The sequence below is a fragment of the Ferroplasma sp. genome (assembly GCF_037442045.1).
In the GTDB taxonomy this organism is placed as follows: domain Archaea; phylum Thermoplasmatota; class Thermoplasmata; order Thermoplasmatales; family Thermoplasmataceae; genus Ferroplasma.
The window spans coordinates 1-14,119 of sequence record NZ_JBBIRC010000033.1; the positions used below are offsets into that span (position 1 = coordinate 1).

Here is a 14,119-nt window from a genome sequence, read left to right on the forward strand (position 1 = left end):
CGCCACGGGGGTGATTCGAACACCCGATCCACAAGGGAACCAGCTCTCAAGGCTGGCGCCGTACCACTGGGCCACCGTGGCATTAAAAATTACTTGCGGAGTCTTCCATTTGATCTTATAGAAGGCCTGCTTTTGCTGCTTCCCAGCCTTCCATGGCCAAGACCCCTGTTCTTATATGCTGCAGATGTCAGGCCACGGTATGCACGGCCTTTATTCTGTGGCTCTACTATCCATGAAATTTTTGGATCGTTGTAAATTGCTGGTGTAGCTTTGTCAATAAGTATTACTTCGTAATATTTGTAAAGCCCATCTTCCCCAACATAATAAGAATTAAGCACTTCAGTGTTCGGATACTTATCTGCAACACGCTCTTCTGCTATTACCTGAATATTTTTCTTTAATGTCATCTTTGTATAGGCAAGCCTTCTTGGCCTTCTTCCTCCCATTATTTTAGGCTTGTGCTGGCCGCCTCTTCTGACTCTTGCCCTTACAACTATATATCCTTCTTTTGCCTTGTATCCCATATTTCTGGCCTTGTCTAACCTCGTGGGATGTTCTACTCTTTCGATAGCACCTCCTCTTCTCCATGATATCATTCTTTCCTTCTGAAGACCATATATACTTGATTTTTTAAGATGTTTCCATTCATTTCTTATTAAACTGTATGAAGTTTCCATATTATTCACTTTTAGTTGTTACTTCATTTATAAATGATATTTATACATTTTTATTGAAGTGGAACAAATTATCAATCTTTTCAAACAAACGGTAAACATGATAAATTCAAAATAGTAAATATACATTATGTAATTATTGAAAGGATCTGTAATAAGAAAAAGATATATACTGGCATTATGGGACAGTGAACCGGAAAAAATGGATAGATACCTGTACAGTTCCTATCAGATCAAGAGGAAATTTAAAAAAGAAAATTTTTCAATATATCTCTGCAATCAGTTAAATAAATCAACAATTTGCAGAATAATAGAGGAAAAGGGCGGCAATATAATAATCGTGAGCGGAACAATAAAAAAATGCAAAAGAGCTTTGCTGAATGCAATTGAAAGCAATATACATCAATAGTGTTATTTACTCGAGCGCTGTTTTTCTATGATACCCAGGATTGCTGTTAAAAACGAATATAGCTTTTTATCCTTCTGCCTTACAATATGGTAAAACCACATATTTTTTGATATTATAGCAATCGATGCATGTGAAATAGCGGCCATTCTGTTTGAAAATATCAGTGTGTTGTATAATTCCATATTCTTTTTCCGCATTCCAAGTTTTTTAATATAGGATGGAAAGTTGTATTTTACATAATGGCTATTTCTTTTTTTTGCCATTAATGAAATGCCGCCTGTTATTTCCATAGCATAATTTGAAAGTGCGAAATCCCTGAATCTGTTTCCGTAATAAACATCTGCAATAGAGATCATATCATACACATTCATCACATCTTCTGGATCAGTGTACTCATAAGGTATGTTTTCATCTATCCATTTCATGTAAAAATCTGTGTCTTCATCCATTTTATAAAGGGATGAAAGGATCTGGCTGTAATCTTCTTTGCGAAATGTATCCGATGTCAGATAGTATATAGATTCACTTGAATCCCTGAAATTTTCTCCATAATTAATTTCTATGGACTTATACAGGTACAGATCGTTAATCATGGCCCTGATATCCGGTTCGTTTGCTTTAATAATTTCATTTATCTGCAAATCACTTATGTTTATATTCTCTTTCATGCCGATATCCTTCAGGATTTTGTGTGCACCAGTAAAGAATGTTTTATAGTTGCTTTCATTCTTTCTTTTATATGGAGCCATTTCAATAGGAAGAGACCTGGAGATTATATCATTTGCATAATTTTTCGACCTAAAAGAGTAATAATCATTCATGGTGATTACAATTGGATTCTTTGTATTCTTTATAATTTCAAGAAGTTCTGACATGCCACCGGTATCCCCGCCGGATGCTTTATTCCGCGATTCAAATATATTGTCAGCCTCATCTATAAGTATAATTCTGTCAGGAGTTTTTCCATAAATCTCGAAAAGGTCATGGTATTCTGAAGCCATGAGGGCAATTTTCTTCATGCTTTCCTTATTTCTCTGCTCCGATGCATTCATTTCCACAACAGGTATCCCCGCATAACTGGCTATTGCATATGCTGCACTAGTTTTTCCTATTCCCTGCTGACCCCAAAGTATGAGTGCTTTTTTTGTTTCGGAATGCTGAAGCCATGAATCAATCCACGACACCATAGCATGCCGCGTTTCATTGCTTAAAAGCAATCCGTTTAAATCTGTCGGACGGTACTGATCAGCAAGTGACATCAATGGGCCTTCGTTCCTGGTGCAATATCCCTGTCAGGTTTTAAAAGAGAAACGCCTTTTTCATCCTCAACTGCAAGCAGCATTCCCTGGCTTTCCAGGCCCATAAACTTTGCAGGTGCAAGATTATTTATTACAATTAATTCTTTTCCTAACATTTCATCAGGAGAATAGTAATTTGAGATGCTGGAAATAATCTGTTTTTTCTGGTCACCCAGATCAACAATGATTTTTAACAAATTCCTGGATTTTTCTACTTTTTCACATTCTATTACCTTTCCTACTCTTAAATCAACTTTATGGAATTCATCAATACTTATTTCGTCCATATCCTGTATTTTTCCTATATATTATAAACTTATTCATCCTTCATTGCTTTTTTAAAAGAAAACGGATTAAGTGCTTTAACAAATATCATGATTTGTTTGAAAGTTATCTGCTTAATTATTATTGCAAATGCCAGAAATATAACTACCGATACAGATGCCACTGGAATAAATAAGAAGATGCTATAAACTTTTATATAAAGAGTTATCCCAATAAGGAAAATTAACTGTGCGCCTGCCGGTATGGTCTGCATAAATATCCTCAAATCTGGCTTCATACTTTCAGCACGAATAACTACAAATCTGTATGCCACTGTTTCGAATGCTATGCTAATAAAGGTACTCACGGCACCGCCAAGAACACCCATTGAAAATAAGCTCACACCAAATATTTCAGGAGGTATCAGGAGCAAATCCAGAATAATATTAATTGACAATGCTATTATTGTAATCTTTCCTATTTTCCCTGTTAAGCCACGTGCAACCAGGCTTGAAGAATATGCAGTATTAATTGCAACAAGGTACGCTGCCATTGTAAGGAATATAAATATATCCGAATAAGGGATCAGTGCAGCAGACCATAGATTTACAACATATGTACTCAAACCTATAAAAATAATAACCAGTGGAAGAATAAACAGCGATATGGTCCGTTCAAAAAATGAAATATCCCCCTGGAATTTATTATTGTCTGAATGCCTGCTTTTCATGAGCAACGGAATAAAAAATATGCTAATCGTGCCTGCAAAAGTTGTTATTGGGCCTGATATTTTCTGAAGGCTGGCAAAGGCGCCGGTTGCCACAGCATGCCAGTAAAATTCAATTAAAACCTTATCTATATTCCCACTTACAGTTCCTATGACAGCAGCAAGAGCAAGGGGATACGCCAGTTTTGTATATTTTTTAAAAAGTATCATTGATGGCTTATTAATTTTCCAGGGCCGGCCAAGAAGAAAAGATGCTATGAAATATACAAAATAGGAAATACTGTAAATAATAGCCATTATAATTGCAGCACCAACTGTATTATAGCCAGGAATTTTCAATAAATATACAATTCCAAGAATGATAAATAGAGAATTTCGCATAAGAGCCTCGATTATCTGCGGTATGGACATTCTGGCAGATTTAAGTTTAGAATTATAATATAGATACGGTATATCCTTCAAACGGCCGAAGAAGAAATATGGAAGCAGTAATATTATTGTATATATTTCAATGTTGTTTTCAAATCCCCTGTGAAGAATATACAACCATATAAAAAGCGATCCAAGTACAATTGCTATGGTAAGCATAGTCTGTGCCATTCTTATAGCCAGAAATGTTCCGTTGCATGACCCTTCATCATAGTTTCCGGAAGAAAGATATCTCAGGTGTGCGGTTCCGTAGCCAAGGTCTCCGGCTATGCTCAACACACCTATAAAAGCCATTGCGAAACTCAGATATCCCCATTCCTGCAGGCCGACATACCTGATAATAAAAAATAATCCTATGTATCCAAATAAAGAATTCACTATTTGTCCGAATACAAGCATGGGTGATTTTTTTGCAATCAATAAAACTGCATATAAATTTCAGCCAATAAACTTTATGAATTTATTTGATCCAGAAGCTCAATTAACTGTTTTTCATACTTTTCTGCTATTTTTCCATCGCTGCCAAGATATTCTCTGGAAAGCACAGATGGTTTTGGCATTAAAACCCTTGTATTTTTGCCATGTTGTATAAGAACGACTTTACATGGTATAAATGCACCCACATCGGCATTCTCATTTATAAGTTCAACAGCTGCAAGTGGATAGCACACATCAAGTATGTAATATGGTTCTATATTTTTGCCCATCTTCGTGAATATCTCTTTTAAATCAAAATAAGACATAACAATCCAGTTAGCATCCTTCAACATTTTATGAATTTCCCCAAATACTTCTTCTGCATTTTTATTATAAGTTTTTTCATACGAGTACATGATATTGTATTGCGGGAAAATATATAAACTTCATTTAGCAATTTTATTTAATTCCGGCTCATCCATTACCATATACTGGAGCCGCTTCCCCTGTTTTATGTATTTATATACAGTATTTCCAGTATCGCTGTTAAGCCTTAATTTTATCATTCCCTTTGAAGAACTGCGTGCCGATAGAACAGAAATATTATCCACATAAAGTTTTACCGGTTTATTCCTTGCTCCAACATCAATAAATATTGTTTTGTTTTTTATTTCTATTACTGCATCCTGCATAATGTTAACATCATCAGAAAGGGTGTCAACATCTATTTTAATTCCATATGATTTTTCAAGCCCGTTTACTGTTTCCCCCTTTCTTCCAATTAATCTTGGTATTTTAGCATCGGGAACCTTTATTATTGCTTTTCCCTCGGAAACAATCTGGACATCAACATGTTCTGTATCAAGTAGCCTCATCATGTCATCCCTGATTTTAGCTGCAGCCAGGGCAAATAGTGGATTCACTAAGTTTTGTGCATCGCCAACAGGCACAACAACTATCTGATTTCCGAATGTATATATTTCACTTACTGGCTTATTTTTTAAGAAATCCTTTATAACTATTACCGGCCTGGTTAAATCTTCCTGGCTCAATCCATATGGAACTTTTACTTCATAATCTGTTGTGAGAACCTGGGATACTTTACCAGCTTCTATGAAAAGAACTGTATCAACTACCTGCGGTATCAATCCCAGTTCGATTCTTCCTACAAATCTCTGAATTGCATCTATTGCCCGTGTTGAATGGACAACACCTACCATTCCAACGCCTGCAAGCCTCAGATCGGCATAGACTTTAAAATCCGAAGTAACCCTCATTTCATCAAACACAGTATAATCCTCTCTGACAAGAAGAAGTATATCGCCAGTTTTTTCCATGTCGCCTTCAAGGGAAGTATACTGTGTGATGCTGTCATTAACCTGTAAATCCCTTGGTTTTTCCATGGTTTTTACTATTTTATTTGTAGAAGCATAGTATTCGGCCAGTGCAGTTACAAAAGTACTCTTTCCTGCTCCTGGAGACCCAGCAACCAGAATTCCATTTGCTTTGTTCTGTAATCTTTCGATTACCTTTTTATCAAGCTTATAGTCTTCTATTGATGTTTTTACCACCGGCCTTACTGCAGTTATCTCCATTATATCAGAAAATGGAGGCCTTGTTATGACTATACGCATATTTCTGAGCTGTATGACGGTTGCACCATACATATCCATTTCTATAAATGATTGATCCTCAAATTTGCCTCTCTGCACAATATTATAAGCTATTTTTTCAAGTTCACGGTAGGAAACCGTATAATCCAGTTCCTTTAATGCAACTTCTCCAGGTTTCCCTGTTTTTATAAGTGGCTTCATCCCAGCTTTCAAGTGTACTGAAGAGGCATTTTCATCAAAAAATTCTTCAATACCCCTGACGTCTTTTTCTTCGCCCTTAATATAAACAACATTTATTCCCTTTATCGATGCTATAATGCTCTGTATATGGTCGCCAGTGACAAGAACAGCATTGTTATCCAGTGCTATATTCCTGATTATATTATCTATTTCACCGCTGTGCGCATTCTTTATCTGCCATTCCATTGGGCGGTTTCCCATAATATCGATGTAAATTTTTCCTGAATCCGATAATTCCCTTAATTTCTTAAGTTCTTCAAGTGCAGTAAATCCAATTGACCTGCCTTCATTTGCTTGATGCTCAATTTCTGCAATCATGGCTTCGGCAAGTATGACTCTTGCTTCTGATTTGGTTGAAATATATTCTCTGAATTTTCCGCTTACTATTACTGATGTATCTGGTACGTAATCCACACTAGTTAATTGTTTATTATTATTTAAATAATTTTAAATTTCTTAAAAATACGAAATATAAAGCATTTTAAGCATATATTCAAATTTATAGCAAATATGAGTGTGTTCAAAAATTATTTAATATACTAACTATTTAAGGTATAATGGAGAAAACTGAAATAAGCCTGGGCGAATATAAGGTTCTGGATTTTATAAATGGCAAAAAAGACGTTCCCGAAGGAACTATTAATATTGATAATGAACGTATTGTATCCAGTTCCATCTCATATCTGGAATCAAAAAAATTAATTGATGTAAAAAAAATATCTCAGGATATATTAAATGTAACAGATGAGGGCAAAAAATATATTAATACAGGATTTCCAGAGGAAAAACTTTACGGATTTTTAAAGGAAAAGAAAATACTGACAATGGAAGATATTAAGAATTATATGGGTGATAATTATAAAATAGCTATTGCAAACATAGCAAAACATGGAATCAGGCCTGCCGATGGCAAAATAGCATTATCTGATGCAAACCTTGATGATATGTTTGAAGGCCAGAGAAAAAAATTGTCAGATATTATAGAAGGCAAAGTTCCGGACCAATCTACAGTTCAGGAATTTCTTCACAGAGGGCTTGTATCAAAGCGCAAATATTCAATAAGAATAATAAACATTAATATTGATGGCTTAAAAGTACTTGAAAATTATGAAAAAAACGATTATATAGAGATTCTTACACCGGAACTTATTTCGTCCGGGAAATGGAAAGAAATGCAATTCCGCCCTTATGATCTCAACTCAAGGGTTGAGCCGGTTAATGGCGCTGGCCTTCATCCACTTACCTATTTAATTGAAAAGGTAAGAAAGATTTTCCTTGAACTTGGATTTACAGAGATGCACGGGCATTTTATTGAATACACGGGATGGAATATGGATATGCTGTTCATCCCTCAGGATCACCCTGCAAGGGATCTTCAGGATACATTTTACATCAATTCCAAAGAGCAAATGGAATTTGAGAACCCTGAAATACTGAAACTGGTAAAAAAGGTGCATGAACATGGCTATGGCAAATACCCTGGCTGGAATTATAAATGGTCTGAAGAGGAAGCAAGAAAATTAATCCTGAGAACACATACAACAGTAAATACGATAAGATATTTGTATGGGCACAGGGATAAGCCACAGTTTGTATTCTCAATAGAAAAGGTATTCAGGCATGAAAGTGTGGACTGGAAGCATCTTTCGGAATTATACCAGATAGAAGGTGCAGCATATGGAAGTGATGTAAATTTATCAACGCTTAAATGGCTGCTTCGGGAATTTTATTCCAGGCTAGGCTTTAACAATATAAGATTAATTCCATCATATTACCCTTACACAGAGCCAAGTATGGATGTTGCGGTTGATATAAATGGAAAAGAAGTGGAACTTGGTGGTTCTGGCATATTCAGGCCGGAAGTTACAAAGCCTCTGGGATTGAAAGAGCCTGTACTTGCATTTGGCCTTGGCCTTGAAAGGCTTGCTATGCTTTATTACAATTTAAATGATATAAGGGAAATATACAACAGCGATCTTGACTGGCTAAAAAATTATAAGATAAAATTTTAAATCGATAATTCTTCTATTTTCTTTTTTGATGGGAGCAGTGGAAGCATGATTATTGAAATCACTGAAAATATAAGCATTATAATCAGTGCTGTTAAAAGTGATACGTGAACATAAAGCAGCAGTGTTACTATGGCAATGCCAATTGCACCGCCAACTATATTGCCAAAGCTCCATACAAGTGCATTTGACCTGGTTGAAAATTTATTCGGTATTGTCTGAGCAACATAACCTAAAAGTACGGGAAAACTTGTGAATGCAAATATGGCATAAATCAAATAAATAACAGTAACAAGATATACATTATCAGTTATAAGCATCAATCCGAAAAATACTGTGGAGGCAATTGTAGTTACAGCAATTGTGAATTTCCCTCCATACTTTCTTACAACAGTGCCAAAATAAGGCTGCCCAAAAACTGCCCCAAGGAAACTTATTGTAACTATATCTCCCATTATAATCTTCGAATGAAATACATTATCAAAATAATCAGGTGTAAATGTTACAGTGCCAAGAAGGAAAAAGGACCTTATGAAAACTATTGCAGTGAGAATATAAAGAAATTTTCTGTATTTTCTATACTCTGCAGCATCCGCTTTGCTTTCTTCTCCATTTCTGCTGTGTTTGACACTGTCAATTTTTATATATTTGCTCCTTTTAAAAAATGAAAGCCCTGTAAGTATTACAAAGGACGCTATAATTGTATAAATTCCTATAACTATCAATCCGTGGAATTTGCCAAGGAACAGCATAGAATAAACAAGCAATGATGGTATCAAGGCCCTGCCAAGGCTGCCAAAAGAACCATTTATGCCCATTGCAGAAGATGAATTTTTCTTTCCATAAGTGAATGCAAGTATGGATGCGCCTATCGGATGGTAGAATGCCTGCCCTATTCCCAGAATTACTGAGGCTACTAATATTATATAATCTGCATATAACTGAAAAACAAAGGCTACACCGAATATGATTGCGGAAAATCCTTCAAGCAATATTCCAAGAAATATAAGTGCCCCGTCATGGTCTATTCTGTCTGCGAGTTTTCCAATTGATGGGCCCAGAAGGCCTGAAAGGAGATTATATACTATTGCCATGACCCCAAGAAATGCAATGCTCACATTGGGAATAATCTTATAATATGCTATAAGTGTTGGAAAAAGGAGAAAATTTCCATCATTGGCAAAATGTCCCAGGGATGTAAAAACAAGGGATTTTCTTGTATCTTCCATTTAGACATAAGTGTAAAAGAATATATATATTTTTACTAAACTGTTTATGAATAAATTATTTAAAGAAATCTTCTATATCCCTTTTTTTCGGTTTATTCTCAAAAGTATCTGTAATCCGGCTCTGCGGATCTTTAAAAACAGTGACCTGGCTGTTAAGGCTTTCCAGCACTCTGTTTAATGTTTCCTGCAATCTTTTGGAATAATATGAATAATCGGGTATGTAAGCAAATTCACGGCCATCTATAAATGGCTCCACCTGCTGGGGAGTTCTATTTGCATCTGTTACAATCCATGAAACCTTCATTCCAGGAATAAATATTTCTCCACGTTCTATAAGTTTTTTTGCTGCATTGACGTTTGCCATTGATTTTTCATTTTTATACTGGGTAAAGTTTTTGACACTTCTGGATATGACAAGCTTTGAAGTACATATTTTCCCCTCTATCACTGCTTTTACCAGTTCTTCTGCGTATTTTTTTGCCCCTTCAACATTACGTGAAAGTATAAGGTCAAAAACTTTTGATAAAGATTCACTCTGGAGATCAAAAGAATCTGTCCTTCTGGTTTCATATCCCCGTACAAGTATTTCACCTGCAGATGATGGTGGATAAACTATTTTGCCTGCATATCTCTTCTTTGCCCCATGTGAAAATAATGGGTCCATTATTTTTTCAAATTCAAGGACAAGGTTTTCATTTCTGGATATTTCAGAGCTCAATCTGTCTCCAAACTCTATTGCCTCATCCAGTGTTTTCTTTTTAGATTCTATGAATATTGAATCGGTATCGCCATATATCACCTTATTTCCGGAATTTTCAATATCCTGAATTATGGAAGTTATTGTATTCCTCGCATAAGCGGTAATTGCACTGCTGATTTCCCTGTTAGTGAACCTGTAAAAAGATGTGCCAAGGACACCATAAAATGTATTCATTAAAACCTTAATTGCAGCCTGAAGCCCATCAAGGTATTCATAATTGGCCTTATCTGTTTTCATCTGCTTTTTAACTTCATCCCTTTTTGCCATAAGCTGCTGGAGCAGATCAGGTATCAACCCCTTTTTTACATCTGGGGAAAGAAATTTTGCACCATTGGGAGCCTGAATTGTGCCTTCATTGCTAAGTGTTGTAAAACAGATATTATACTTTATAATCATGGATGGATACATGCTTTTAAAATCAAGAACAACAATCATATCATACAATCCCGGATCCATGGTATGAACATATCCACCTTCATATGTATCACCGGAAAACCTGTTTGAACTCATTGGAACGCCAATGTTTTCCCTGTCCGCTCTCCTTATTAACAATGAATCTACATATGTGCTTGTGCCTCCATTTGTAACATCATCCAGAGGAAGCATGGATACAGTTGAAAGATATAAGTTTCTGTCCAGTATCCTGATTTTCCTATATATTAAAAGTGCCAACCTCGCATCCTTAATGCAGTATTTAATGACATCGTTTTTCCTGTTTTTCCATTCATTCTCAATATCCAGCCGGTTAACGTCTTCCTTGCTTTCATTTAAAAGAACATGTGAAACATAATTCAGTGTTTCATGTTTTGGGTGCAACACCTTTCTGACTTCCCACCAGGTATCGTCTATAACCCTTCCATGGAGCCTCCAGTACTGATCCATTATTCTTCTTGGAGAAATGAAATCCCTGCTGATTCTAAACTGAACTTTGTTATACTTCATTCTTTCCTCAAGCAATGGCATATCATAGCCATCGATATTGTAACCTGTTATAATATCTGGATCTTCATTCTGGACAAGTTTGTTAAAGCCCTCAAGGATTTCAGCTTCCGGGCCTGAGAGCGATCCTTCCGTAATATTTCCAGCAAAATATATTGAATATCCTATAACGAAGATTTCCCTTGTGGATATTGAATTTTCAATATCGAACGAAAATATTTTAAGTTCAGGGTTAAAATCATCCGTTTTTTTTACATTATTTATTTTTATTACAATATCAGTTGTATAATTGTTTTTTTCCTGTTCTGCTATTTCTCCATCTATTTCTACTGTTGATCCAAGGTCGAAATCATATATAAATCTGTGATGAAATGGGATGTCAGCGGCAAGGGCCTGGCAACTGCATAATTTTCTCAATTCAGGAACTTTCCATGGCGACTTTATGTATATGCGCTTAACATTAACAGTTTTGCCATCAAGGAACAACTTTTTGTCCTCCATTTGTATATATTCAGGATTTTCTTTTATTGTTTTAATGCATTCTTCATCTGGTTCAACATAATCAAAATACGGCTTAAATCCATAATAAAGGGCAGTTATTGATTTATTATCCTGTGTACGCCCGAATAATTCTACGGTTACATCGCTTTGCCTGTATGAGGCTGCGACAATTCTCATTTTAAGCTTCATCATATATAGTATTTTAAATCAATATATATTTTTGTCCTATTTAATCAAATTAAAATGAAATTCAATTATTATATTTTTTTATAACGGGTCCTCGTCCGTTTTTGACAGGTCCTTTATTCTGTTAATCCCATCAAGGTCATTCATGATATTGTAAACTGTTTCTGGCACATCCTTTTTCCAGTCATCATCGTTAAGTATTTTATGCCGTATTCTTGTACCCGACCATTCGTTTCTGTTCATCATTGGTAGGGATAAAACCTCATATTGCTTTTCATAAAATAATCTTTTAACCAGAGGATTGTTTGTATATACCCTGTGAAAAGGCGGTGTGAGAGATTCAACATGCGCAACCCACATTGGATTTGAATTCACGTCCTCAATTGGAACTATATAATAATTGGAAATTCCATTATTTTCTAGAGTATTTAATATCATGAGGTATCTTTCTCCGGCAGTAAATGGATTCATTACAGTATGGGAAAGCTGTGCGCTTCCAATTCCTATAACAACATATTCGTTATGCTCAAGGATGTGCTTTATTATTGCCAGATGGCCGTTGTGAAAAGGTTGAAACCTTCCTATTATAAAGGCTTTCATTTAACCTTAATAAGCATATTGTAAATAAATTTTTATAAGAGTTAAAAAGTAGGAAGTAAAATAGATTTTATTTTAAATTGATGCCATTGCTATTCTGATAATTTCCTGATCGCATTGAATAATTCCTTTCAGGCAATTTTATCTCATACAGAACCAGCTGAACAAATTTCATTCCAAGGTTGATCTGAAGCTCATTCCCAAAGTTGTAGAATGCCATTGTTAATTGTCCTTTAAATCCTGCATCGACGAATCCCAGTGAAGAAAATATTCCTCTTCTGGCATACCTTGATTTTATATGCAAAGAACCCACTATATTATCAGGAAGATCCAGCCTTTCCATGCTTGAAATGAAAAACAGCGAATTACTTTGGACGGTATTAACCGAATAATCACCGATTCGAAGGTCATACCCATTCGGAGTTATAGAATCTTCACTATAATTATCAGAAATGATCTTTCCTGACTTTACATATTCTATAATTTCAGCATCATTTAACATTTTTTTGTATATCACCTCTATTAATTATTTTTGTGATTGCTGGATAAAGTACGAGTGCAAGTAAAAATGAGATATAATAGCTTATATCTACCCCACCAAGGTACATTTTTGAAATTATCCCCTCATATATTATTCCAGGGTCCATAAAAGGGACAGAGGCAAATAAGGCTATGAAATACGCTGTTATGCCTGATGTGTTAAAGCCGGGGATTTTTGCTATGTTAAAAGTATTTTTTCTGTTTACTATAAAGAAATCAGCGATCATTATTCCAAGCCATGGTGTTATCCAGTAATCCAGAAGAAATAGAAAATCTTCATAGAATGAATAAAACTTTGTATACAGGGCAATGGATAATGCTACCGCAACCAAAATGCCGAAAATTACTGAATATATTCTTCTTATTTTTAGCCCGGTGCTTTTTAATGATATTGAATTTGAATATAAATTAATAGCATCAGCTGCAATTCCACCCAAAAATATGGCAATCAGGCCAATAATGCCGTAAGGTCCAAGGACATGGCTCAGATCGCTTGCAGGATTTCCAGATGGGTCTAAAGACATTATTGCTATAAACACTCCTGCTATTTCTGCCCACAGTGTTGCAATAAAGCCTCCAGAAAATGTATAAATAAAAGCATTCTTTGTTTTGTTATATCTTGAATAATCCGCTGCATATGGCCCCCATGACATGAGATATGAAAATGATGTGGCAAGTGTGATTCCAAAAGCAACTCCAACTCCAAAATATACTGGTTTGTATGCTGATATCTCATTAATATGAAATCCTGCATTGACAATAATAATAACAAAAAGGATCCCAAGAACAACTGACATTGCCCTTTCGAATATTGATATGGCCTTTCTTCCTGAATTGGAGATAAGAAATATTATTACTCCAGTAACCAGTATTGAAATTTCGTAATATGGGATATGAAAGGCAAGTGAAAATGCAAAGGATGCCAGTATAAGGTTAACCGTAAGCCATCCAAGAGTGTTAAACCACTGAAGCCCTGTCATAAAAGTTCCAAAATTCCTGCCAAATGCCCGCCTGCCTAGAACCATCTGTGGAAGCCCTGTTATAGTTCCGGTTCTTGACATAAAGGCAACCAGCAGAGAACCCATTACACTTCCAAGGAACATCGATAAAAGTGCCATCTTCAGGCTCAGTCCAAGAAGTATGGGTATAAATCCTATGGCAAAATCACCAATGGTAAGATTGGATGCAAACCATATAGTAAAAAGTTCTGAAGAATTGTTTTTCCTCTTTTCCAGAGGCACTGCCTCAAATTCATTAAATGAATATTCGGATTTCTTCATTTTAGAA

13 protein-coding genes and 1 tRNA gene are annotated in these 14,119 nt (G+C 35.5%); 2 read left to right on the forward strand and 12 right to left on the reverse strand.

Annotation, left to right across the window (positions count from 1 at the left end):
* Together WKI77_RS05420 and WKI77_RS05425 are read right to left on the reverse strand one after the other, a co-directional pair.
* Positions 1–81: transfer RNA gene (locus WKI77_RS05420), tRNA-Ser, on the reverse strand.
* An 8-nt stretch (positions 82–89) separates the two neighbouring features.
* A complete protein-coding gene (locus tag WKI77_RS05425; protein WP_337860808.1) occupies positions 90–677 on the reverse strand; it encodes a 50S ribosomal protein L15e in 588 nt (195 codons plus the stop codon).
* Between the two features lie 136 nt (positions 678–813).
* Here WKI77_RS05425 and WKI77_RS05430 point away from each other — a divergent pair, with 136 nt between their 5' ends.
* A complete protein-coding gene (locus WKI77_RS05430) occupies positions 814–1,083 on the forward strand; it encodes a hypothetical protein (protein WP_337860809.1) in 270 nt (89 codons plus the stop codon).
* 2 nt (positions 1,084–1,085) lie between these two features.
* On the opposite strand, the gene WKI77_RS05435 is transcribed toward WKI77_RS05430, so the two are convergent.
* From WKI77_RS05435 to WKI77_RS05455, 5 genes are read right to left on the reverse strand one after another with little or no spacing between them, the layout of a single operon-like run.
* Positions 1,086–2,342, reverse strand: coding sequence for a replication factor C large subunit (locus WKI77_RS05435; protein ID WP_337860810.1), 1,257 nt, complete (start codon positions 2,340–2,342; stop codon positions 1,086–1,088).
* Positions 2,342–2,668 (reverse strand): methionine--tRNA ligase subunit beta, encoded by a 327-nt coding sequence (gene metG / locus WKI77_RS05440; protein ID WP_337860811.1) that lies wholly within the window; start codon positions 2,666–2,668, stop codon positions 2,342–2,344. Before metG ends, WKI77_RS05435 begins: the two co-directional genes overlap by 1 nt.
* A gap of 29 nt (positions 2,669–2,697) precedes the next feature.
* The gene (locus WKI77_RS05445; RefSeq protein ID WP_337860812.1) at positions 2,698–4,221 is read right to left on the reverse strand and encodes an oligosaccharide flippase family protein; all 1,524 of its coding nucleotides are present in this window, start codon (positions 4,219–4,221) and stop codon (positions 2,698–2,700) included.
* Positions 4,222–4,253: 32 nt separating this feature from the next.
* Positions 4,254–4,634 carry a DUF302 domain-containing protein gene (locus tag WKI77_RS05450; protein ID WP_337860813.1) on the reverse strand — a complete coding sequence of 127 codons (381 nt, stop codon included), beginning with the start codon at positions 4,632–4,634 and terminating at the stop codon, positions 4,254–4,256.
* A 30-nt stretch (positions 4,635–4,664) separates the two neighbouring features.
* Positions 4,665–6,485 (reverse strand): PINc/VapC family ATPase, encoded by a 1,821-nt coding sequence (locus tag WKI77_RS05455; RefSeq protein WP_337860814.1) that lies wholly within the window; start codon positions 6,483–6,485, stop codon positions 4,665–4,667.
* 143 nt (positions 6,486–6,628) lie between these two features.
* On the opposite strand from WKI77_RS05455, the gene WKI77_RS05460 reads away from it, so the two are divergent.
* Positions 6,629–8,083: a phenylalanine--tRNA ligase subunit alpha gene (locus WKI77_RS05460; RefSeq protein ID WP_337860815.1), complete on the forward strand. Its 1,455-nt coding sequence runs from the start codon at positions 6,629–6,631 to the stop codon at positions 8,081–8,083.
* Here WKI77_RS05460 and WKI77_RS05465 read toward each other — a convergent pair.
* The 5 genes from WKI77_RS05465 to WKI77_RS05485 form a co-directional block, all read right to left on the reverse strand.
* Complete coding sequence (locus WKI77_RS05465) at positions 8,080–9,309, reverse strand: MFS transporter (RefSeq protein ID WP_337860816.1); 1,230 nt, start codon at positions 9,307–9,309, stop codon at positions 8,080–8,082. The two genes, WKI77_RS05460 and WKI77_RS05465, sit on opposite strands and share 4 nt — an antisense overlap.
* Positions 9,310–9,364: 55 nt before the next feature.
* Positions 9,365–11,698, reverse strand: coding sequence for a DNA polymerase domain-containing protein (locus WKI77_RS05470; RefSeq protein WP_337860817.1), 2,334 nt, complete (start codon positions 11,696–11,698; stop codon positions 9,365–9,367).
* 78 nt (positions 11,699–11,776) lie between these two features.
* Positions 11,777–12,295 carry a nicotinamide-nucleotide adenylyltransferase gene (locus WKI77_RS05475; RefSeq protein ID WP_337860818.1) on the reverse strand — a complete coding sequence of 173 codons (519 nt, stop codon included), beginning with the start codon at positions 12,293–12,295 and terminating at the stop codon, positions 11,777–11,779.
* 67 nt (positions 12,296–12,362) lie between these two features.
* Complete coding sequence (locus tag WKI77_RS05480) at positions 12,363–12,794, reverse strand: dCTP deaminase (RefSeq protein ID WP_337860819.1); 432 nt, start codon at positions 12,792–12,794, stop codon at positions 12,363–12,365.
* A partial coding sequence (locus WKI77_RS05485; protein ID WP_337860820.1) for a cytosine permease occupies positions 12,784–14,119 on the reverse strand: 1,336 nt, incomplete at its 5' end. The genes WKI77_RS05485 and WKI77_RS05480, both read right to left, overlap by 11 nt.

Excerpts from the sequence above, each read along its gene's own strand:
- WKI77_RS05480 (WP_337860819.1), bottom strand. The coding sequence starts at position 12,794 with ATGTTAAATGATGCTGAAATTATAGAATATGTAAAGTCAGGAAAGATC.
- WKI77_RS05450 (WP_337860813.1), bottom strand. The coding sequence starts at position 4,634 with ATGTACTCGTATGAAAAAACTTATAATAAAAATGCAGAAGAAGTATTT.
- WKI77_RS05435 (WP_337860810.1), bottom strand. The coding sequence starts at position 2,342 with ATGTCACTTGCTGATCAGTACCGTCCGACAGATTTAAACGGATTGCTT.
- WKI77_RS05425 (WP_337860808.1), bottom strand. The coding sequence starts at position 677 with ATGGAAACTTCATACAGTTTAATAAGAAATGAATGGAAACATCTTAAA.
- WKI77_RS05460 (WP_337860815.1), top strand. The coding sequence starts at position 6,629 with ATGGAGAAAACTGAAATAAGCCTGGGCGAATATAAGGTTCTGGATTTT.
- metG (WP_337860811.1), bottom strand. The coding sequence starts at position 2,668 with ATGGACGAAATAAGTATTGATGAATTCCATAAAGTTGATTTAAGAGTA.
- WKI77_RS05465 (WP_337860816.1), bottom strand. The coding sequence starts at position 9,309 with ATGGAAGATACAAGAAAATCCCTTGTTTTTACATCCCTGGGACATTTT.
- WKI77_RS05470 (WP_337860817.1), bottom strand. The coding sequence starts at position 11,698 with ATGAAGCTTAAAATGAGAATTGTCGCAGCCTCATACAGGCAAAGCGAT.
- WKI77_RS05475 (WP_337860818.1), bottom strand. The coding sequence starts at position 12,295 with ATGAAAGCCTTTATAATAGGAAGGTTTCAACCTTTTCACAACGGCCAT.